Below are 22,056 nucleotides of genomic sequence, written 5' to 3' on the forward strand. Positions count from 1 at the left end.
TGCATTGTTTTTAAATTGATTTAATTGTATGCGCAGTCACTTGAAAAATGTTTTTAGCAAATGATGCTTCGCGTTTTCACTTATTATTCTTGTTTTAAAAGTGATTTATCTCACTAAAAATATTGAATGTCTTTTAATGGCTAGTTTTTTTGTCTGTTTTATTCCCGCTTGTTGCAAACATCTTCTGCATCGGTAAACTGCCTCGCATTCAATCTGGAGTGTTTACTCTATTTTGTGTGAACGCCATTGTGACCAAGTTACTGGCACAGATAACAATAATATTTTCTGAGAATAACAATGCAAAAACGTCTTCTGACTTTGGCTGTGACTGCGGCCTTATTAAGCACAACGACTCAAGTCCAAGCTGCGGGTTTCCAACTGGCTGAATACTCAGCGACGGGTTTAGGCCGCGCCTTCGCCGGTGAAGCCGCGATTGCCGATAACGCTTCAGTACAAGGCCGCAACCCAGCAATGCTGACCTATTTAGAAGGTCGTCAGCTGTCTGCTGGTGGTATCTATGTTATGCCTAATGTGGATGTTAAAGGTGATGTGAGCTTAAGCTCACCATTACTGGGTCCAAATCCCGTTGAAATGAAAGGTGGTGATGCCTTAGATGTGGCCGATGATGCGTTAGTGCCTAACTTCTATTATTCCAACCAGTTAAACGACCAATGGACTTGGGGTCTGGCGGTTAACTCAAACTATGGTCTGTCTACCGAGTTACCTAAAACCCACGCCGCGGCGATTTTTGGTAATAAAACTGCGGTGACCACTGTTGAGTTTAACCCTAACATCGCTTACCGCGTAAATGATGCTGTGAGCGTCGGTGGTGGTGTACGTATCGTTTACGGTGAAGGTGAAATCGGTGCCTCGTTACCGGGTTGGGTCGATGGCATTAAGCCCGCATTACCAGCACAAGTGTCTGCCATGCTACCGCCGGGTGGTACTGAGCTGAAAAGCATGAAAGGTGACGACATTGGCTACGGCTGGCAATTAGGCACGAGCTGGCAGATTAATCCAGCACACCGTGTCGGTCTGGCGTATCACAGCGGCGTAAAGCTTGATTTAGAAGGTCATGCATCAGGTGTGATTTACGATGGTGGCCAAAATCTGTCAATTGAAGGTTATATCCCACTCGAACTGCCTGCGTTTGCCGAGCTGTCGTCTTATCACCAATTAACGGATAACTGGGCAATGCATGCCAGCGTTAACTGGACCGATTGGAGCGTATTCGATCAGTTAGTGGCTTACTTCCCTGGTGAAGTTAAACCAAAGGGTGACTTAGAGTCTGACTTAGTCAAAGAAGAGCACTTTGAAGATAACTGGCGCTTTGCCTTAGGTACCACCTATCAAGTCAGCAATGAATGGTTAGTGCGCGCGGGTGTGGCCTTGGATAAAACGGCGGCCACTAATGAATGGCGTACTACGACTATCCCTGACTCAGACCGTCTGTGGTTCTCTGTCGGTGTGGGTTATCAGGCAACTAAGAATCTGAATGTCGATTTCGCACTGACCTATATCCGTGCAACGGGTGATGCGCCAATCAACGAACAGCAAAATCTGCTTAACCTTGCTACAGTGAGTTTCAACGGTGATGCGAGCGGTGATGTTTGGTTAGCCGGTATCCAAATGAGCTACAAGATGTAATCATCTAGCTGATGAAAAAGCCCTGAATTTTCAGGGCTTTTTTGTGCCTAAAATAACGTGGCTTGATGCGCATTTGCCAGATGTTGGCTAGTCATGGCCGCCAATTGCGAATATATTCAGAGCATAATCAATGAGTCATTAAGAATCTGCCGATTTGAATATGGCAGAGGACAAATAGGATAGTCGTGTGCAGAAAAAATACGTAGTGGCGTTAGACCAAGGCACAACCAGCTCAAGGGCGATTGTGTTTGACCACGATGCCAATATTGTCAGCGTCTCGCAGCGGGAGTTTACTCAGCTTTACCCAAACCCCGGCTGGGTGGAGCATGACCCCATGGAGATCTGGGCGAGCCAAAGTTCGGTGTTGATCGAATCCCTTGCCAGAGCGGGTATTCACAGCGATGAAGTGGCGGCCATTGGTATCACCAATCAGCGCGAAACCACCATTATCTGGGAAAAAGCCACTGGCAAACCCGTCTATAACGCCATTGTGTGGCAGTGTCGCCGCAGCTCAGAGATCTGTGAGCAACTCAAGGCCCAAGGCTTAGAAGATTATGTGCGGGAGAATACGGGACTCCTGCTCGACCCTTATTTTTCAGGCACTAAGATCAAATGGATCCTCGATAATGTGCCGGATGCGCGTGCGAAAGCCAAACGAGGCGAGCTCTTATTCGGCACAGTCGATACCTGGTTGCTGTGGAAACTCACCGAAGGCAAAGTGCATGTGACCGATCCCACCAATGCCGCCCGTACGCTGCTGTTTAATATCCACAGCCTAAGTTGGGACGCAACACTGCTCGAGGCGTTCGATATTCCTGCGGCTATGTTGCCCGAAGTCAAACCTTCCTGCAGTGTCTATGGTACAACTCGTATTGCCGGGGAGGGCAGTGAAATTCCACTCGCGGGGATCGCGGGCGATCAACAGGCGGCGCTCTTTGGCCAGCTTTGTGTCGAGCCGGGAATGGCTAAAAATACTTATGGCACTGGCTGCTTTTTATTAATGAATACAGGCAATAAAGCCGTACGTTCATCCCATGGATTATTAACCACAGTAGCGGTAGGCGCCCAAGGTGAAGTGAACTACGCCCTCGAAGGCTCTGTATTTATGGGCGGCGCGACGATTCAATGGTTGCGGGATGAGCTGGGATTGATTCGCGATGCCAGTGATACCGAATATTTTGCCTCTAAAGTTGCGGATACCAATGGTGTGTATTTAGTGCCAGCCTTTGTGGGGCTTGGCGCACCCTATTGGGATCCCAATGCCCGTGGCGCATTGTTTGGGTTAACGCGTGGCGCTAACCGTAATCATATTATCCGCGCGGCATTAGAGTCGATTGCCTACCAGAGTAAGGATTTACTCGATGCCATGATTAAGGACAGCGGTGAGCGGCTTAAATCCCTTAAAGTGGATGGTGGCGCCGTTGCAAATGATTTTCTCATGCAATTTCAAGCGGATATTACCGATGTTGAAGTGTTAAGACCGAGTGTGTGCGAAACCACTGCCCTTGGCGCAGCCTTTTTAGCGGGGCTGGCGGTTGGATTTTGGACCTCAGTGACCGAACTCGAGCATAAAGCCTGTATCGACAAACACTTTAGACCCAATATTGATACGCTTCAGCGGGAGCGGTTGTATACGGGCTGGCAGGATGCGGTGGCAAGAACGCGCTCTTAGCTATTGATATTAATAGATTGAAATGAATAAGGCGCACCCTAAGGTTGCGCCTTATTCATTTAACGCCAGTACGTTAAACTTCGATATCGATAATGTGTTTATTTGGCGGTTGCGCTGTGTCAGCGGTATCGTCGGTGACTTCAAACACCATACCCTCTTTCAAGTCTTGCTGTTTGTCCGAGGCGCGGCGTTTTTTATTGCGGCTGGCATTGTTGTTTTTGCGTCTTTCCCTGACTTTGACATCTAAGGTTGGGGGTAATTGCGACTGCGGTGTTTCATGGCTATCGGGCGCATTGGCTGTCGCACCGCTAACCTGATCGACGACCCGTTTGGGGGTAAATACGGGTTTTACTGGCTGTGCCAGCATAGCGTAAAGACTGTCCAATCCACTCATAGCGCCTCCTTGGTTTGCTACCTCTTAACCCTTTATCGGCTGGGATTGATTAATATTTAGACTATACGCCGTTTTAGGCCTGTATGCGACACTCCTCTAGTGTTCTGACTGCGGCCAATATCTGTGTTGCGCCTTAGTGACTAGTGCAAGTTTGCTAGGACTTGCCTCGTGTTGGCAGCTCAGGCGGATACCTTGTGTTAGCTCGGTGGCGGTGAGTTTATCCAGATCATAGTCGTTGGGCGCAGGTGGCTTTTCGACAAACCTCAGTTTACATAGACCACAACGTCCGCCACCGCCGCATTGGGTTCTTAATCTTTCCTGCCCTTGATTAATGCTCTCTAAATAGGTGCCATTGAGATCGGTAAACTCGGCAAGTGGTTGAGCGTCTTGAGTATAAAGCGCCAGCTTTCCTATGGCGGTTTTTCGTCTTAAGAATGGAAGAGATAGCTGACCTTGATGGAATTTATGCCCAAGGATGTAAATCCCCGAAAGACCTAAAAACAGTGCGCCGATACTGACGAGTTGTACCAATAAGTGGTTAAAACTAATGCCGTTGTCAGGGGAATAGTCCATAAAATGCAGCATAAAGAGTAAATCTTTGAGATCCGATTGGCGATTTTGGTGGGCAAGAACCGTACCCGAGGCCGTATCTATGTAAATGCGTGTTCCGACTTCGTCTGAGGCTGTCAGCATTACCACCGGGCCGCTGGCATCGAATGGCGTTTCGCGGTTGAGAATCTGTGGTGTACTGAGTTCACCGGGGCCAGAATAACTCTCCTTGGCCAGGGTGAGTATCTCTGCATTGGTTAAGGATAGCGGCTCGAGGGAGTCAGCCCAAACCCAGCGGGTCTGCTGGGTTGTTGTGAGTGTGTACACGGCGCGGCCGAGCACTGAGGTTAATTTAAGTTCGATAATACCTTCGGCTTGATATATCTGCAGTAGGCTCGCCGTGGGGGCGAGTGCTGTACTGATACTCGACGCCTTCTCGGCGGTGCGATATTGATTAGCATCCAGAAACGGCTCGTCGATCAGGTTAAAGGTCAGCCCTGTCACGATCCAAATGAATAATTGCAGGCCAAGGATAAGCCCTAACCATTTATGTAAGGTTTGCAGCACTAAACTAATTGGGCGCTTAGAACCTGTTGTGCTCGCATTCAACTTATTTGAGAAGCTCATATTTGCTCCTCACGGGATGGGATGCTTCTAAAACTGATATAAGCCAAGGCGATACCGAAGAGTGCTGTTAGCAGGGCGAGTGTACTCATTATCGTGAGTAGCGGATTCTGCACATTCTCCCGAGTCTCGTAGTCCATGATATGCAGCATCCACATAATATCGAAGAGTCGCCAATAATCATGGCGAGCACTCACCATTTGCCCTGTAACTGCTGAGATATAGAGTGTCGAGTGCATGGCATCGTCTAACTCCAGCTGCCAAACGGGCAGAACACGTGTAGGGATTTCACTCGGTGCGCTCTGCTCTATGAGTGTTGAGTGGGCAAACTTAGCCTTGCCGGTATAGACCAGCTCTGCGGCGGCGAGCGCTTGCTGGTTATCGAGTAGCGGTAATACTTCACCAGTCTCGCTGCTAAAGCGCTGTAATTTCCCCGCTATTTTGGCGCGATAATAGAGTGTGTCTTGATAAGTATATAGACTGATCTCTGTGGCATCGGGGTGAGTCTTGAAGAAGTCCGCGAAACTGTAAGCGGGTGCCTTCACTTGGTACATGGCAGTGTTTGCCTTGTTTACCAGTGGCTTGCCACGAATAAATTCAATATCCATCCACACCATATAAGCGCCAGTTGCTAACCAGATCAGCAATTGCATCGCGGCAATCAGTGCAAACCACTTGTGGCAGGTACGGATCTGAGTGGTTGTCATAGCGTCATACTTTGAGTTAATCCCATGGGAGTTTTGATCTTCCTCGCAATCGTGAAATAAAAGTATTCCTAAATTGCAGAATAAATCCGCAATAAAAAATAATATTTCAGCGATTTATGCTAAAAATTGACGGTCTATAAGCTTATGTGGATGTAAGAATTGAGTCTATTTTGTTGTGCTCTATGAGTCTAGCGTGATTTGCCTAGGGGGTAAAATCCCACATTTAACGAAACGTTAGGGTAAATATTTCACTGCAACTGCCTGAAAGCAAAAGGTTGCTGTTTTTTTGTCCGCTTTTTATTCCTGTAGTTTCCACCGTTTAACAGATTTTAAGCTGATCTTTTTGTCAAAACTTTGTCGCTAAGTTATGGGACCAACATGCTGCTAACCCGCTTGCCGACTGGCTTTATAAAAGGATCCCATCCCTTGACAATGCTTGTCTACTATCCCTAAACTTAGCATTTGTGGGAAATAGTGGATATTTGTGGATCAAAAATCAAAGGATAGGATGAATTAGCGTGTTTCGTGGAGCCAGTGCTATCAACTTAGATACAAAGGGACGGATCGCTATTCCAGTGCGATACCGCGAACCTTTGCAGCTAGAGCACCAAGGCCGCATCGTCATCACAGTTGATATTCAATCTGCGTGTTTACTCCTTTATCCCCTCCACGAGTGGGAATTGATCGAAGCTAAGTTACTCAAGCTTTCAGATACCGACAAAACCCAACGGTCCCTTAAGCGCATGTTGCTGGGTTATGCCCATGAGGTGGAACTCGATGGCAACGGGCGCATATTACTGCCACCGCCGCTAAGGCAATACGCCAATTTAGATAAGCGCATCATGCTGGTGGGACAGTTAAACAAGTTTGAGCTGTGGGATGAGCAAGCATGGCTGCAGCAAATTGATGAGTGTCAGGAAACGATTCGAAGCGAGGAGCTCGCGAATAACGAGCGTCTGGCGGATTTTTCACTCTAACGAGTCGCATAACTAAATAAGAAGAGAGTAATGAGTCAAGAATTTGCCCATTTATCCGTTCTGCTCGAAGAAACGGTCGGCGGTTTGAACATCAAAGACGATGGCATCTATATCGATGGCACGTTCGGCCGCGGTGGTCATTCAAGACAAGTGCTGCAAAGACTGGGTGAAAACGGACGTTTGATTGCGATCGATCGTGATCCTCAAGCCATTGAAGCGGCTAAACAATTCGCCGATGATCCCCGTTTTCAAATCGTACATGGTGGTTTTGGCCAACTAGCCGATTACGTCGAAGAGCTTGGTCTGGTTGGCAAGATTGATGGCGTGTTACTCGACTTAGGCGTGTCTTCTCCGCAGCTCGATGATGCCGAACGTGGCTTTAGTTTCCTGCGCGATGGTCCACTCGATATGCGCATGGATAATAGCCAAGGCGAAACGGCGGCCCAGTGGTTAGCGCGCGCCGAAATTGAAGACATGGCGTGGGTATTTAAAACCTATGGCGAAGAGAAAAATGCGCGCCACATTGCCCGCTGTATTGCGGCTGACCGTGATAAAACCCCGTTTTTACGTACCAAAGATTTAGCCGACTTGATTGCGCGGATCACCAAAAATAAAGAGCGTAACAAACACCCTGCAACTCGGGTGTTTCAGGCGATTCGTATCTATATCAACAGTGAGTTAGATCAAATTGATCAAGCGCTTGAAGGTGCATTAACCGTACTCGCGCCACAGGGACGTTTATCGATTATCAGCTTCCACTCTCTGGAAGATCGCATCGTAAAACGTTTTATTCGTCGCCATAGCCAAGGTGAGAGCGTGCCTCACGGTCTGCCAATCACCGAAGATCAAATTAACAAGTCGCGTAAATTGCGCGCCATAGGTAAGGCGATTATGCCTTCCGATGAGGAAATTGAACGCAATGCCAGAGCGCGCAGCTCAGTGTTACGCATTGCCGAGCGATTAGATTACTAGAGGGCAAACAAAGTGAGTAAGCCCTCATTAAATCTGCCACGGATAGTATTAAACGACCTGTGGCAACACAAATGGATCTTGTTACTCGCACTGCTCGTGCTCAGTAATGCTGTGGCTGTTGTCTATACCAGCCATGTGAGCCGTAAGCTCACCACCCAATGGGATCAGCTACTGCAGGAGCGTGACAGATTAGATATCGAGTGGCGCAATTTATTATTGGAAGAGCAATCCCAGACCGAGCACAGCCGGATCACGCGGATTGCATCAAAGGATCTCAACATGAGTCGACCCTTACCCAGCGAAGAAGTTGTGGTAAAGGTGCCGTGAACATAGGGAAGATATGACTAGGCAAGCAAAAACCAAACAGGCCAGCAAAAAGCAAAAGCCACAACTGATCCACTGGCGTTTATACGTCGTGGTTGGCTTTGTATTTGCGATGTTTTCGAGCCTTGTGGGTCGTGCTGCTTATATTCAAATTATTGAGCCCGATAAATTGCGTCACGAGAGCGACATGCGTACCTTGCGTACCACCAGTCGTGAGGTGCAGCGTGGCTTAATCACCGACCGTAACGGCGATATGCTGGCGGTGAGTGTGCCGGTGCGTGCCGTGTGGGCCGACCCTAAACAAGTCAATGATAACAATGGTTTTACCGATATGCGCCGCTGGCAAGCGCTGGCGGACGTATTGCACGAACCCGTGGAAGATGTGCTCGAAAAGGTGCGCAGCAATCCAACCAAACGTTTTACCTACCTAAAACGCCAAGTGACTCCCGCGGTAGCTGACTACATCACTCAGCTTAAATTGCCTGGGGTGTTTTTAAAGTCCGAGTCACGCCGCTACTATCCCGGTGGTGAGATCACCGCCCAGCTAATTGGCATTACCAATATCGACGATGTCGGTATTGAAGGGGTCGAAAACGCCTACAACAGTTGGCTTACAGGTACACCCTCCAAGCAAAAAGTGCGTAAATCCCGCGATGGCCATGTGGTTGAGCGCCTCGATATCGTTCAGGAAGGCGAGAGTCCAAATGATCTTGTGTTGAGTATCGACCAACGTATTCAACAACTTGCTTACCGTGAGTTAAAGCGCACTACCGAGATGAACCAAGCGACCTCTGGCTCGATTGTGGTGCTCGATATCCATACTGGCGAAGTCTTGGCTATGGTGAATACGCCGTCCTACAACCCTAATTCGCGCGACAATCTACAAACCTTCAGAATGCGTAACCGCGCTATGACGGACACCTTCGAGCCAGGCTCGACCATTAAACCTTTTGTGGTTGCTGCGGCATTAGAAGCGGGCACGGTTAAGTCTACCGATGTGATCCCAACCTCTCCGGGTTGGATGCGTTTAGGCGGTCGCCAAGTACGGGATGCGGCAAACTATGGCGATATGACGCTGGCACGTATTCTGGCGAAATCCAGTAACGTGGGGATCAGTAAACTTGCCCTGTCTATTCCAGTGCAGCAGTTATTAGGCACTTATCAATCCATGGGCTTAGGCAGCTTCTCGGGGATTAACCTCACGGGTGAAAGCGCGGGTTTGATCCAAGACCGCCACCGCTGGTCTGATTTTGAGCGCGCGACTTTATCCTTCGGCTACGGCTTAACGGCTACAACGCTGCAATTGGCGCGGATGTACGCGACTTTAGGTAACGGCGGCACCTTATATCCAGTATCGATTTTAAAACTGAAAAAGCCGCCCGAAGGTGAGCGAGTGATCTCAGAAGAAGTGGCTCACGATGTGCTGCAAATGATGGTGGGTGTGACCGAAAAAGGCGGTACAGGTACGCTTGCCCATATCGATGGTTATCCAGTAGCGGGTAAATCGGGTACCAGTCGTAAGGCAGTAGCCGGTGGTTATGGCGATGATTATGTTGCGTTATTTGCTGGCGTGGCGCCCGTGAATAATCCTAAACTCGCGATCGTGGTCGTGGTGAACGAGCCAAAGGGCGATCTCTATTATGGTGGTTCAGTGGCAGGGCCTGCATTCGCTAAGGTGATGTCAGGCGCACTGCAAATGTTAAATGTCGAACCCATTTCCGATAAAGAACAGGTGCAATTGGCGGGACTCGCCGGGAGAACTGAATGATGTTATTAAGGGATCTATTAGCGCCTTGGTTCCCCTATGCGGGCGAACAAACCTTCTTAGATTTGACTTTAGATAGCCGCGCAATACGTCGCGGCGATGTGTTTTTAGCGCTGCCTGGCCATAAGGTCGATGGTCGTCAATTTATCGATAAGGCCTTAGCCCAAGGTGCGACTGCGGTGTTAGTGCATACGGATAGCATTGAAGAACAAGGCAAGGTGATTGCGACTGAGCAAGGCGTACAGATTTATTTTTATCAGTTAGCGAAACGAGTGTCAGCGGTTGCCGCAGTGCGTTATCCCGTTGTCCAAGGCCAGTCTATGGGCATTGTCGGGATCACCGGCACCAACGGTAAAACCTCTACCAGTCAGCTCTGCGCGCAATTAGTGACGTTGCTTGAAGGTAAAGCGGCGGTGATGGGCACGCTCGGTAATGGCCTGTGGGGCGAGTTAGTCGATAGCGGTAATACGACCGCCGATGCCATTACTCTGATGCGCCAACTACATGAGTTTGCAGACAAAGGCGTTAATACCTGTGCGATGGAAGTCTCAAGTCATGGTTTAGTCCAAGGTCGAGTTGATGCAGTGCCCTTCGATGTGGCGGTATTCACTAACCTGACCCGTGATCACTTGGACTACCACGGCGATATGGAAAACTATGCCGCGGCCAAACAAATGCTGTTTCGTTTCGAGGCCCTGCGTCACGGCTTAGTGAATCTTGATGATCCCGTGGGAGCCGCTTGGTTATCCGAGCTGGCAAATGTCCCCGCGAAAATGTGGGGCTTTAGCATTGAAGCGCATACCGAGGCGGCGTTTTACACTAAGAATGCCCAATTTAACGATCAAGGCGTGCAGGCGACATTAGTCTGGCCCGAGGGCGAAATCGACATTCGTTCTCCTTTATTAGGTGCCTTTAACCTCTCGAATTTACTCGCTGCTTTATCTGCCTTGTATTTACAGGGCGTGGATATGCGTGCCCTGGCCGCCAAAGTGCCTTATTTAGTGCCCGTGGCTGGCCGTATGGAACGTTTTACTACCGCGGACAACATCACCTTAGTCGTCGATTATGCCCACACCCCGGATGCGATTGAGCAGGCGCTGAATGCTCTGCGTCGTCACTGTGCTGGAGAGCTCTGGTGCGTATTTGGCTGTGGCGGCGACCGTGATAAGGGCAAACGTCCGCTTATGGGACAAGCGGCGGAGCAATTTGCCGACCGCATTATGGTGACCAGCGATAATGCTCGTAGCGAAGATCCTAACCAAATTATTACCGATATTATCCAAGGGCTGACTCACCCAGAGCGTGCGCTGACCGAGGTTGACCGTGTGGCTGCGATTAAACGCGTCGTGGCACAGGCTAAACCTGGGGATGTGATTCTGCTTGCGGGCAAAGGCCATGAAACTTACCAAGAGGCGGCAGGTGTGCGTCATGACTATGATGAGCGCGCCCTGGCACGTCAGTTATCGGAGCAAAGCCAATGATCCCAATTTCTCTCGAGGCGCTGAGCCAACACTTAAGTGCGCATCGAGTCGGTGACGATGTCACCATCCAAGCATTAAGCAGCGATAGCCGTAAAATCGGCCCAGCGACCCTGTTTGTCGCCTTAAAGGGCGAGCGTTTCGACGGCCACGATTTTGCGGCCACGGCAATTGAAAATGGTGCCGTTGCACTGCTGGTTGAACGTCAATTGGCCTTCGATGTGCCGCAGCTTATTGTTGCCGATTGCCAAAAAGCCATGGGCGCGATTGGTGCCTATGTACGTGACCAAGTGGATCCCATTTGTGTGGCCTTAACCGGCTCCAATGGCAAAACCAGCGTGAAAGAAATGATCGCCACGATTTTATCGGCGAAGCATCAAGTGCTTTACACCGCAGGTAATTTTAATAATGAAATCGGTGTGCCACTCACCTTGCTGCGCTTAACGCCTGAGGATAAGTATGGGGTGTTTGAACTTGGTGCTAACCACAAAGGTGAGATTGATTACACCTCGAGTTTGGTGCGTCCTCACGTAGCGTTAGTCAATAACGTTGGCAGCGCCCACTTAGAAGGCTTTGGTTCACAGGCGGGTGTCGCTCAGGCCAAATCGGAAATCTACAACCATCTGCAACCCGGCGGCACGGCAATTATCAATGCCGATGATGCCTTTGCCGATGTGATGCGGGTGAAAGCGAAACAATATAAGCAATTAAGCTTCTCCCAGCAGGAAGGCGCGGCTAAACGTCAAATCGATGTGATTGCCACTGGCCACAAAGCCAATAGCGAAGGCTGTTACCGTTTCATCCTCAACTACGCGGGAGAGTCCTGCGAAGTGACTCTGCCTCTCGCGGGTCGTCACCAAGTCAGCAACGCGCTAGCTGCGGCAAGTGTTTGTATTGCTTTGGGATTGAGCCTGAAGGAAATCGCTGAAGGCTTGAGCCAGTTGACCCCTGTTAAGGGGCGCATGCAACCAACTCAATTAGGACGCGTTCGCTTAATCGATGATAGCTATAACGCCAATCCCGTGTCAGTGGGGGCGGCTATCGCTTGGTTAAAGGAAATTTCTGAAAATCGCTGTTTGGTACTGGGAGATTTGGGCGAATTAGGCGACAATGCGCCCCTTTTACACGCTGAACTGGGACAACTGGCAAAGCAACAGGGCATCGATGCTCTGTTCTGTACCGGCACCTTAACTCAGCACACTAGCCAAGCTTTCGGGGCGGAGCACCATGACAGCGTGGCGACGTTAGTAGAAAAACTCATAAAACACATCAACCAGTTGCCGGGACAGGTGACGGTTTTAGTTAAAGGTTCACGTAGTGCCGCAATGGAGCGGGTCGTGGATGGCCTAACAGTAGCCTTCGGGCGTGGGGAGTTAGTGTAGATGCTGGTGTATCTGGCCGAGTATTTAACCCGTTTTCATACTGGGTTTAACGTATTTTCCTATGTGACATTTCGAGCCATTTTAGGCTTGTTAACCGCATTAATGTTTAGTTTATGGTGGGGTCCTAAACTGATTGAGCGTTTGCAGTTAATGCAGATTGGTCAAGTCGTGCGTAACGATGGGCCAGAGTCGCATTTCAGTAAACGCGGTACGCCGACTATGGGCGGCCTGATGATTTTAGGTGCCATCTTTATCAGTGTGCTGTTGTGGGGCGATCTCGGTAGCCGTTATGTGTGGGTGATGCTGTTTGTATTAGGCAGCTTCGGCATGATCGGTTTTATTGATGATTACCGCAAAGTCGTGCGTAAAGATACTAAGGGACTGATCGCGCGTTGGAAGTATATTCTGCAATCCTTAGCGGCGTTGATCATTGCCTTCTTCCTCTACACCACCGCGTCTAACCCGGGTGAAACCCAGTTAGTCGTGCCTTTCTTTAAGGATGTGATGCCACAGCTTGGCGCTGTGTTTATCGTATTGGCGTATTTCACTATTGTTGGCTCGAGCAACGCGGTGAACCTAACCGATGGTCTCGATGGTTTGGCGATTATGCCAACAGTAATGGTGGCCGCGGCATTCGCCTTGATTGCTTATCTGTCTGGCCATGCTCAGTTTGCTAATTACCTGCACATTCCGCATTTACCCGGTTCGGGTGAGCTAGTGATCGTCTGTACTGCGATTGTGGGCGCAGGCTTAGGCTTTTTATGGTTTAACACTTATCCAGCACAGGTTTTTATGGGCGATGTGGGCTCGCTGTCTTTAGGCGCAGCCTTAGGCGCGATTGCGGTTCTAGTTCGCCAAGAAATCCTATTAGTGATTATGGGCGGTGTGTTTGTGATGGAAACTGTATCTGTGATCCTGCAGGTCGGTTCTTACAAATTACGTGGTCAGCGCATTTTCCGCATGGCGCCTATCCATCACCACTATGAGTTAAAAGGTTGGCCTGAACCACGCGTGATTGTCCGCTTTTGGATTATCTCGATTTTCTTAGTGTTACTCGGCTTAGCCACGTTGAAGTTAAGGTAATCGCTCATGCAAAGTCAGTATTCACACATAGTGTTAGGTTTGGGTGCCACCGGGCTCTCGGTAGTGCGCTATTTGTGTGGAAAAGGGATCACACCCTTGGTGATGGATAGCCGTCGCCAACCTCCAGGTGCGGACACCCTTGCCAGCGCATTCCCTGAGGTGCAGCTGATTGCGGGCGGATTCGATTGCCGTTACTTAGTGCAAGCAAAGCAAATCATTATCAGCCCAGGTATTGCGATTGATACGCCTGAGGTGCGCGCTGCACTGGATATGGGGATTGAAGTCATTGGCGATGTAGAGCTATTTGCCCGTGAGATTGCCGACCGTAAACCTTGTGTGATTGGGATTACTGGCTCAAACGGCAAGTCGACCGTCACCACCTTAGTGGGTGAAATGCTGCGTGAAGCAGGCATGGCAGTGGCAGTGGGTGGCAATATTGGTATTCCGGCGCTCGATCTGCTGACGGAAAATGCCGATATTTTTGTGCTTGAGCTGTCGAGCTTCCAACTCGAAACCACCCACAGCTTGAACTGCGTGGCGTCGACCTGTTTGAACGTGACCGAAGACCATATGGACAGATACAGCGATATGGATGCCTATCGCAAGGCCAAGCTGCGTCTGTATCATCAAAGCCGCTCCATCATCTTTAACCGTGATGATGCGCTGACTATCCCGACTGAGCCGATGAACCAAAACAGCTTTGGTTTAGCGCCGCCAGAGGGCGACGAGTGGGGCATTTGTGATAGCAAGATTTATCACGGTCACAGTGAAATTATGCCGATCACCGAAGTATCGCTGATTGGTAGTCATAACCATGCCAACTTACTCGCTGCAATGGCTTTGGTCTACGCGGTGGGTGTGGATAAACAAGTCATGGCTAAAGTGGCTCGTACCTTTACAGGTCTTTCTCATCGCTGTGAAGTGGTCGGTGTGAAAGCGGGCGTGACCTATGTGAACGACTCTAAGGCGACCAATGTTGGCGCCACCGTCGCGGCGCTCGATGGGTTAAGCGACCACTTAGGTGACATTATTTTGATTGCCGGTGGTGATGGTAAGGGGGCGGATTTCAGTCCGTTGGTCGAGCCGTTAACGAAAGTGACACACCTCATCACCTTAGGCCGCGATGGTAATAAGATAGCCGCATTGAAGGAAGGGGCCATCAAGGTGGACTCTATGGCGGCTGCGGTGGCTAAGGCCGCCGAGTTAGCCACTTCGGGCGATATCGTACTCCTATCGCCAGCCTGTGCGAGTCTAGATATGTACAGCAACTTTATGGCTCGTGGGGATGATTTTAGAAGCCAAGTGGAGCAACTCGATGGCGAGTGATGCAAGACAGCTCAGCCTTTTTGGGCGAGTGCTGAACGCACTGCCTAACTGGCAACGTGATAACGAGGTGCCGGGCGTGCAATTGTACGACCGGGCTTTACTCACGGCCGTGCTGTCTTTGATTGGCTTTGGTTTTGTCATGGTTATGTCGGCCTCTATGCCTGAGGCGCAAACGCTGACGGGCAATCCCTTCCACTTTATGACCCGCCATGTGGGTTATCTGTTGGGATGTTTAGTGATTGCCGCTTTTGTGCTGAGGGTCGAGATGCAAACTTGGCAGCGGATGAGCCCCATCATGTTGCTAGGCGTGTTTTTGATGTTGCTGGCGGTGCTGGTTGTGGGGACCACAGTCAACGGTGCGACCCGTTGGTTATCCATAGGTCCCATCCGTATTCAGGTGGCCGAGGTCGCTAAGTTTGCGTTCTCTGTGTACATGGCGGGCTATCTTGTGCGTCGGCATCAGGAAGTGCGTGAAAATGCTAAGGGCTTCTATAAGCCGATTGCGGTATTTGCAATCTATGCGATTTTGATTCTGATGCAGCCCGACTTAGGAACTGTGGTTGTGTTGTTCGTCGGTACTGTGGGGCTGTTGTTCCTCGCGGGCGCGCGTTTGCTGGACTTCTTCGCGCTGATTTTTGCCGGGGTGTTGGCATTCGTGGCGCTGGTTCTGCTCGAGCCTTACCGTATGCGCCGGGTGACCTCGTTTTTAGATCCTTGGCAGGATCCGTTCGGCAGTGGCTATCAGTTAACGCAATCGCTAATGGCCTATGGCCGGGGTGATTGGTTTGGTCAGGGCCTAGGTAACAGTATTCAGAAGTTGGAGTACCTTCCCGAGGCACATACCGACTTTATCTTTGCCGTGATCGGTGAAGAGTTAGGTTTTATCGGCATTATCGCAGTGTTATCTGTGCTGCTGTTTGTGGCATTGAGGGCCATTCGCCTCGGCAATTTATGCCTGGCGATGGACAAAGCCTTCGAAGGTTATCTGGCCTATGCCATCGGGATTTGGATCTGTTTCCAGACCGTCGTTAATGTGGGCGCAAGCATTGGTATGTTACCAACTAAAGGGTTAACACTGCCCTTTGTGAGTTACGGCGGTAGTAGTCTATGGGTCATGACGGCGGCGGCAATGACATTGCTGCGCATCGATTATGAGCGGCGTATGAGTTTAGTTCAGGCCGTGCAAGGGAGATTGAAGTAATGACCGATGCAGGTAAACGTATTTTAGTCATGGCTGGCGGCACGGGCGGACATGTGTTCCCGGCGCTCGCGGTGGCAAAATATTTAGCGCAGCAAGGTTGGCAAGTGCGTTGGTTAGGCACCGCCGACCGTATGGAGGCGCGTTTAGTGCCTCAGTATGGCTTCGATATCGATTTTATCGACATCAAGGGTGTGCGTGGCAATGGTTTAGTGCGTAAATTGGCGGCGCCTTTTAAAGTGGTGCGCTCGATTCTGCAAGCTAAGGCCGTGATTGCCGAATTTAAACCCGATGTGGTGCTGGGTATGGGCGGTTTTGCCAGTGGCCCAGGTGGTGTGGCCGCTAAATTGGCGGGTGTGCCCTTAGTGCTACATGAGCAAAATGCCATTCCGGGAATGACCAACAAGTTACTCTCGCGGATTGCTAGCCAAGTACTGTGTGCCTTTAAAAATACCTTTACCCAGGTCAAGGCAAAGGTAGTGGGTAACCCAATCCGCCGTGAGTTAATTGCCTTAGGTGCCGAGCCTAAGCAAACCGCGGATGATGCTCTAAAAGTCTTAGTGGTTGGTGGCAGCTTAGGCGCCAAAGTCTTTAACGACTTAATGCCCGAAGTGGTTGCCGCGCTGAGTAAACAGCAGTCGATTACGGTTTGGCATCAAGTGGGTAAGGATAATCTGGCTGGAGTTAAGTCGGCTTATCAACAGCAGGGACAGGATGGCGGCGTTAACGTTGCCGAATTTATTGATGATATGGAAGCCGCCTATCGCTGGGCGGATGTGGTATTGTGCCGAGCCGGCGCGCTGACGGTATCCGAGTTAGCGGCGGTGGGGCTACCGAGTATTCTGGTGCCTTATCCCCATGCTGTGGATGATCATCAGACCCGTAACGCCCAAGTATTGGTTGAGGCTGGCGCCGCTTTCCTATTGCCGCAGGCCATCTTGGACGTGAATAAGCTGGTGAGTAAATTACAGTTACTCGCCAATGACAGAGCAGAATTAGCCCAAATGGGCCAAAGAGCGAGATATGTTGCCGTGTTGGATGCGACCGAGCAGGTGGCCCAAGTGTGTATCGCTCTCGCCGAGAAAGGATAAGTATGACTAAGACAGAAAGATACTTACAGCTAAGAAGTATGATCCCAGAAATGCGCCGGATTAAGCGTATTCATTTCGTCGGCATTGGCGGCGCGGGTATGGGCGGGATCGCTGAAGTATTAGTAAACGAAGGTTATGTAGTCAGTGGTTCTGACATAGCGCAAAACGCAGTCACCGATAGACTCTGTCTGCTTGGGGCGAAAATTCATATCGGCCATGGAGCCGATAACGTGCAGCAAGCCGATGTGGTTGTGGTCTCGACCGCGATTAATCCTGAGAATCCAGAGATTATTGCGGCGAAGGAATTGCGTATTCCTATCGTGCGCCGCGCCGAGATGTTGGCCGAGTTGATGCGTTATCGCCATGGTGTGGCGATTGCGGGGACTCACGGTAAAACTACGACCACCAGTTTGATTGCGAGTGTATATGGTCAAGCGGGTCGCGATCCGACCTTCGTGATCGGCGGCTTGCTCAACAGCGCAGGCACTAACGCTCGCTTAGGCACGAGTCGTTATCTTATCGCCGAAGCCGATGAGAGTGATGCCAGCTTCTTGCACCTGCAACCTATGGTCAGCGTGGTGACTAACATTGAAGCCGACCATATGGACACCTACGGCGGTGACTTTGAAAAGCTCAAATCGACCTTCGTGGACTTTTTACATAACCTGCCATTCTACGGCGTGGCTGTGGTGTGTATCGACGATGCAGTGGTGCGCGAGATTATGCCGCGTATTGGCCGCCATATGATCACCTATGGCTTCAGTGATGATGCCGACGTGCAGGCGCTGAACTTCCATCAGCAGGGTCACCAATGCCGCTTTACCGTCAGACGTAAAGGCAAAGAAGATTTAGATCTGCTGCTTAACCTGCCGGGTCAGCACAATGTATTAAATGCGCTCGCGGCGATTGCCGTGGCGACAGAAGATGAAATCGATGATAGCGCCATCATTCAAGCCTTAGCTGAATTCCAGGGTATTGGCCGTCGTTTCCAACACTTAGGCAAGTTCGCGACGCCAAAGGGCGAAGTGATGTTAGTGGACGACTATGGTCATCACCCCAGCGAAGTGGCGGCGACCATTAAAGCGGCGCGTGCTGGCTGGCCAGACAAGCGCTTAGTGATGGCCTACCAGCCACACAGATACACTCGTACCCGTGACTTGTACGAAGACTTTATTGAAGTGTTATCTCAAGTAGATTGCTTGTTATTGCTCGAGGTGTATAGCGCGGGTGAAGCGCCGATCCCCGGTGCCGATGGCCGTGCACTGTGCCGCTCGATTCGTTTGCGCGGACAGTTAGATCCCATCTTTATCGCCAGCCCAGATCAGTTAGCCGAAGTGCTACCCGATGTGTTGCAGGAGGGGGATTTATTGTTGACCCAAGGTGCGGGTAATATAGGCGCCCTGTCGCGCCAGTTAGCCGCCTCTGAATTGGGCTTTAGCACTGCTGCGACAACCGAGGTAAAACCTTGATGTATTGCGGGACAACTCGGGTTTAAAGGAAATTTTGACCCGAGGCTTTAGCTCTATATAATGGCCGATTTTCTGTGGTTTTTAGTAGTGTCGTTGAAAGGTGGAAACAAACGTGTCTTGGAGTGATAAGAGGCGACACTGGTGGGCGAGGATGTCACAGGTTAATTGGTACCTGTGGAGCGGAATTGGGTTTTTATGGTTAGTCATTGGGAGTTTTGTCTTTGGTGGCTACCAACTGCATAAATTTTTAAGTGATGCCAATACGTTGCCCATTGAAGCTGTGGCCATCAAAGGTGAACGGACTTACACCACGGATAGAGATATACAAATTGCACTACAGGATTTAATGCAGCGGAGTTTTTTCAGCGCAGACATCACCTTAGTGCAACAGGCGTTAGAAGCCTTACCTTGGGTATATCGCGCGTCAGTGAGGCGTGAATGGCCAGCGAAACTCAGGGTGTATTTACAGGAGCAACAACCGGTCGCCCATTGGAATGGCACCGCTTGGCTCAATGTGCATGGTGAAGTGTTTGAAGCACCATCGCATCCTGAGCTAGAGCATCTGCCTTATTTATCTGGGCCAGATGATATGGGGACCGAAGTGTTAACCGCCTACGCGCAGGTTAACTCGCTACTGAAGATTAATGGCTTTACCTTGGCCAATTTGAGTTTAACGCCACGGCATGCGTGGCACGCGACACTAGGTAACGGTATTGTTTTAGACCTAGGTCGAGAAGATAAAATGGCAAGGATACAAAGGTTTATCACTGTTTATCCGCTATTGGCGAAACAAGATAAACCGATTGCCAGAGTGGATTTGCGCTACGACACAGGGTTGGCCGTAGGCTGGGGCGATGCACAAACAAGAGAGCCGATAATTAATGACCAAAAACCAAGATAGAAATCTGATCGTCGGATTGGACATAGGAACCTCTAAAGTCGCAGTGATCATAGGCGAAGTTCTGCCCGATGGCGAAATCAGCATAGTCGGCCTTGGTAACCATCCTTCAAGGGGCATGGATAAAGGTGGCGTTAACGATTTAGACTCCATCGTGCGCAGTGTGCAACGCGCGCTCGATCAAGCGGAATTAATGGCAGACTGTCAAGTATCATCGGTTTACCTGAGCATTTCCGGTAAACATATCGCCTGTCAAAACGAAAATGGCATGGTGTCGATTAACGATGAAGAAGTGACACAGGAAGACGTCGACAACGTGATCCACACCGCTCGCTCGGTGAAGATCCCGACCGAACGTCGCATTCTGCATGTGTTACCACAGGAATACGCGATTGACGTACAAGACGGCATTCGCAGCCCTATCGGCATGTCAGGCATGCGGATGGAAGCCAAGGTACACATAGTGACCTGCGCCAATGATATGGCGAAGAACATCACTAAGAGTGTCGAGCGCTGTGGTTTGAAGGTCGATGACTTAGTGTTCTCCGGTATTGCGTCGGCGGATGCGGTATTAACCTTCGATGAAAAAGACTTAGGTGTGTGTATCGTCGACATCGGCGGTGGTACGACGGATATCGCCGTGTACACCAATGGTGCACTGCGTCATTGCGCGGTTGTGCCAGTTGCGGGTAACCAAGTGACCAACGATATCGCGAAGATTTTCCGCACACCTTCGTCACATGCTGAACAAATTAAAGTGCAGTTCGCCTGTGCGCGCAGCTCCATGGTGAGCCGCGAAGACAGTATCGAAGTGCCATCGGTCGGTGGTCGCCCATCACGCAGCATGTCGCGCCACACTCTGGCTGAAGTGGTTGAGCCGAGATATCAAGAGCTGTTTGAGTTAGTGCTCAAGGAGCTGAAAGACAGTGGTTTAGAAGATCAAATCGCCGCAGGTATCGTGCTAACAGGCGGTACGGCGTCGATTCAAGGCGTGGTGGACATTGCGGAGGCAACCTTTGGGATGCCAGTTCGCGTCGCCTCACCATTGCCAGTTAAAGGGTTATACGAATACGTGGATCAGTCTATTTACTCCACTGGAGTTGGATTGCTCCATTACGGTGCAAGACGGGTGCTTGAGCGTCAATTCGAGCGTCCTGAGCGTCAAGGGGTTACCAGTGCTTGGAATCGGGTCCAAAGCTGGTTTAAGGGTGAATTTTAATAACGCAGGCAACACGGAGATCAGACAATGTTTGAGATCATGGACACTCACTCAGACGACGCGGTGATTAAAGTCATCGGCGTTGGCGGCGGCGGCGGTAATGCTGTCGAACATATGGTCAAACACAACATTGAAGGTGTTGAGTTTGTCGTTACCAACACAGACGCACAGGCGCTACGTAAATCAGGCGCTGGCTCAACGATTCAATTAGGTCGAGATGTCACTAAAGGTCTTGGCGCTGGCGCCAACCCAGAAGTGGGTCGTGCCGCGGCTGAAGAAGACCGCGAAAATATTCGTGCGGCGATCAAAGGCTCAGACATGATCTTTATCGCCGCCGGTATGGGCGGTGGTACGGGTACAGGTGCGGCTCCTGTGGTTGCGCAAATTGCTCGCGAAGAAGGCATCTTAACAGTTGCCGTTGTGACTAAGCCTTTCCCTTTCGAAGGCAAGAAGCGTATGGCTTATGCCGAGCAAGGTATTAGCGAGCTGGCTAAGCACGTGGATTCGTTAATCACTATCCCTAACGAAAAATTATTAAAAGTATTGGGCCGTGGTACGTCATTACTCGATGCGTTTGCCGCAGCGAATAACGTGTTACTCGGTGCAGTACAAGGTATTGCCGAGCTTATCACTCGCCCAGGTCTGATTAACGTCGACTTTGCGGACGTGAAAACCGTTATGTCCGAAATGGGTAATGCCATGATGGGTACGGGTGTTGCACGTGGTGAAGACCGTGCGGAAGAGGCCGCTGAGGCCGCTGTCGCAAGCCCATTATTAGAAGACATCGACTTAGCCGGTGCCCGTGGTGTATTAGTTAACATTACCGCAGGTATGGACATGAGCATCGAAGAATTCGAAACCGTGGGTAACCATGTTAAAGCTTATGCTTCTGACAACGCGACAGTGGTTGTGGGCGCGGTTATCGACCCTGAAATGAGCGACGAGCTGCGTGTAACTGTAGTTGCAACCGGTATCGGTGCTGAAAAGCGTCCTGATATTCAATTGGTTTCTAAGCCTGCGCCTCGTCCAGAGCCAGTCGTTGTGGAACCAAAAGCAGAAGCTTATGTCGAAGAGGCAACTCATGTGAGCTATGCGGCGCCAAAAGGTAATGTGTTACCTGCATCGCCAGCTCCGGCGCCTGCACCTTCAACAAAGCATGAATTGGATTACTTAGATATCCCAGCGTTTTTGCGTAAGCAAGCTGACTAAAACGGGTATTTGAGTCCAGCGTTTTGGGTGGTGTCTTGCTTAGCGAGGTAATACCATCCAATGACTACATTT

Annotated in this window: 19 protein-coding genes; 16 read left to right on the forward strand and 3 right to left on the reverse strand. The window is 50.3% G+C overall.

The features are described from left to right. The first annotated feature begins 297 nt into the window (after positions 1-297). Both ACK5NH_RS12320 and glpK read left to right on the forward strand, forming a co-directional pair. Positions 298-1,647 (forward strand): outer membrane protein transport protein, encoded by a 1,350-nt coding sequence (locus ACK5NH_RS12320; RefSeq protein WP_416920473.1) that lies wholly within the window; start codon positions 298-300, stop codon positions 1,645-1,647. Between the two features lie 187 nt (positions 1,648-1,834). Continuing rightward, the gene (gene glpK, locus ACK5NH_RS12325) at positions 1,835-3,319 is read left to right on the forward strand and encodes a glycerol kinase GlpK (protein WP_416920475.1); all 1,485 of its coding nucleotides are present in this window, start codon (positions 1,835-1,837) and stop codon (positions 3,317-3,319) included. Positions 3,320-3,392: 73 nt separating this feature from the next. On the opposite strand, the gene ACK5NH_RS12330 is transcribed toward glpK, so the two are convergent. From ACK5NH_RS12330 to ACK5NH_RS12340, 3 genes are all read right to left on the reverse strand, one after another. Then, positions 3,393-3,713 (reverse strand): hypothetical protein, encoded by a 321-nt coding sequence (locus tag ACK5NH_RS12330; RefSeq protein WP_416920477.1) that lies wholly within the window; start codon positions 3,711-3,713, stop codon positions 3,393-3,395. 96 nt (positions 3,714-3,809) lie between these two features. Further along, positions 3,810-4,889: a PepSY domain-containing protein gene (locus tag ACK5NH_RS12335; protein ID WP_416920479.1), complete on the reverse strand. Its 1,080-nt coding sequence runs from the start codon at positions 4,887-4,889 to the stop codon at positions 3,810-3,812. After that, complete coding sequence (locus ACK5NH_RS12340) at positions 4,886-5,593, reverse strand: peptidase (RefSeq protein WP_416920481.1); 708 nt, start codon at positions 5,591-5,593, stop codon at positions 4,886-4,888. Before ACK5NH_RS12340 ends, ACK5NH_RS12335 begins: the two co-directional genes overlap by 4 nt. A 518-nt stretch (positions 5,594-6,111) precedes the next feature. On the opposite strand from ACK5NH_RS12340, the gene mraZ reads away from it, so the two are divergent. From mraZ to ftsZ, 14 genes are all read left to right on the forward strand, one after another. Next, positions 6,112-6,570 (forward strand): division/cell wall cluster transcriptional repressor MraZ, encoded by a 459-nt coding sequence (mraZ, locus tag ACK5NH_RS12345; RefSeq protein ID WP_011624920.1) that lies wholly within the window; start codon positions 6,112-6,114, stop codon positions 6,568-6,570. 30 nt (positions 6,571-6,600) lie between these two features. Beyond that, positions 6,601-7,542, forward strand: a complete 942-nt coding sequence (gene rsmH, locus ACK5NH_RS12350; RefSeq protein WP_011624305.1) for a 16S rRNA (cytosine(1402)-N(4))-methyltransferase RsmH — start codon at positions 6,601-6,603, stop codon at positions 7,540-7,542. 12 nt (positions 7,543-7,554) lie between these two features. Next, a complete protein-coding gene (gene ftsL, locus ACK5NH_RS12355; RefSeq protein ID WP_011624304.1) occupies positions 7,555-7,869 on the forward strand; it encodes a cell division protein FtsL in 315 nt (104 codons plus the stop codon). Between the two features lie 13 nt (positions 7,870-7,882). Further along, complete coding sequence (locus tag ACK5NH_RS12360; RefSeq protein WP_416920484.1) at positions 7,883-9,634, forward strand: peptidoglycan D,D-transpeptidase FtsI family protein; 1,752 nt, start codon at positions 7,883-7,885, stop codon at positions 9,632-9,634. Further along, entirely contained in the window at positions 9,631-11,112 is a 1,482-nt protein-coding gene (gene murE / locus ACK5NH_RS12365; RefSeq protein ID WP_416920486.1) for a UDP-N-acetylmuramoyl-L-alanyl-D-glutamate--2,6-diaminopimelate ligase, read from the forward strand. Before ACK5NH_RS12360 ends, murE begins: the two co-directional genes overlap by 4 nt. Next, entirely contained in the window at positions 11,109-12,491 is a 1,383-nt protein-coding gene (locus tag ACK5NH_RS12370; protein ID WP_279770429.1) for a UDP-N-acetylmuramoyl-tripeptide--D-alanyl-D-alanine ligase, read from the forward strand. Before murE ends, ACK5NH_RS12370 begins: the two co-directional genes overlap by 4 nt. Then, a complete protein-coding gene (mraY, locus tag ACK5NH_RS12375; RefSeq protein WP_011624300.1) occupies positions 12,492-13,574 on the forward strand; it encodes a phospho-N-acetylmuramoyl-pentapeptide-transferase in 1,083 nt (360 codons plus the stop codon). It abuts the gene before it with no gap. 6 nt (positions 13,575-13,580) lie between these two features. Then, the gene (gene murD, locus ACK5NH_RS12380; RefSeq protein ID WP_011624299.1) at positions 13,581-14,900 is read left to right on the forward strand and encodes a UDP-N-acetylmuramoyl-L-alanine--D-glutamate ligase; all 1,320 of its coding nucleotides are present in this window, start codon (positions 13,581-13,583) and stop codon (positions 14,898-14,900) included. Further along, positions 14,890-16,101 carry a cell division protein FtsW gene (ftsW, locus tag ACK5NH_RS12385; protein WP_011624927.1) on the forward strand — a complete coding sequence of 404 codons (1,212 nt, stop codon included), beginning with the start codon at positions 14,890-14,892 and terminating at the stop codon, positions 16,099-16,101. Before murD ends, ftsW begins: the two co-directional genes overlap by 11 nt. Then, positions 16,101-17,189 (forward strand): undecaprenyldiphospho-muramoylpentapeptide beta-N-acetylglucosaminyltransferase, encoded by a 1,089-nt coding sequence (gene murG, locus ACK5NH_RS12390; protein WP_416920489.1) that lies wholly within the window; start codon positions 16,101-16,103, stop codon positions 17,187-17,189. The genes ftsW and murG overlap by 1 nt, the downstream gene beginning before the upstream one ends. Positions 17,190-17,191: 2 nt before the next feature. After that, positions 17,192-18,658 carry a UDP-N-acetylmuramate--L-alanine ligase gene (gene murC, locus ACK5NH_RS12395; protein WP_416920491.1) on the forward strand — a complete coding sequence of 489 codons (1,467 nt, stop codon included), beginning with the start codon at positions 17,192-17,194 and terminating at the stop codon, positions 18,656-18,658. A 151-nt stretch (positions 18,659-18,809) separates the two neighbouring features. Continuing rightward, positions 18,810-19,559, forward strand: a complete 750-nt coding sequence (locus ACK5NH_RS12400) for a cell division protein FtsQ/DivIB (RefSeq protein WP_416920493.1) — start codon at positions 18,810-18,812, stop codon at positions 19,557-19,559. Continuing rightward, on the forward strand, positions 19,540-20,775 hold the full coding sequence (ftsA, locus tag ACK5NH_RS12405; RefSeq protein ID WP_011073897.1) for a cell division protein FtsA: 1,236 nt from the start codon (positions 19,540-19,542) through the stop codon (positions 20,773-20,775). Before ACK5NH_RS12400 ends, ftsA begins: the two co-directional genes overlap by 20 nt. A 27-nt stretch (positions 20,776-20,802) precedes the next feature. Then, positions 20,803-21,984 (forward strand): cell division protein FtsZ, encoded by a 1,182-nt coding sequence (ftsZ, locus tag ACK5NH_RS12410; protein WP_416920496.1) that lies wholly within the window; start codon positions 20,803-20,805, stop codon positions 21,982-21,984. The last annotated feature ends 72 nt before the right edge of the window (positions 21,985-22,056 follow it).

Origin of the sequence: Shewanella sp. (assembly GCF_047975355.1) — a bacterium.
In the GTDB taxonomy this organism is placed as follows: Bacteria; Pseudomonadota; Gammaproteobacteria; order Enterobacterales; family Shewanellaceae; genus Shewanella.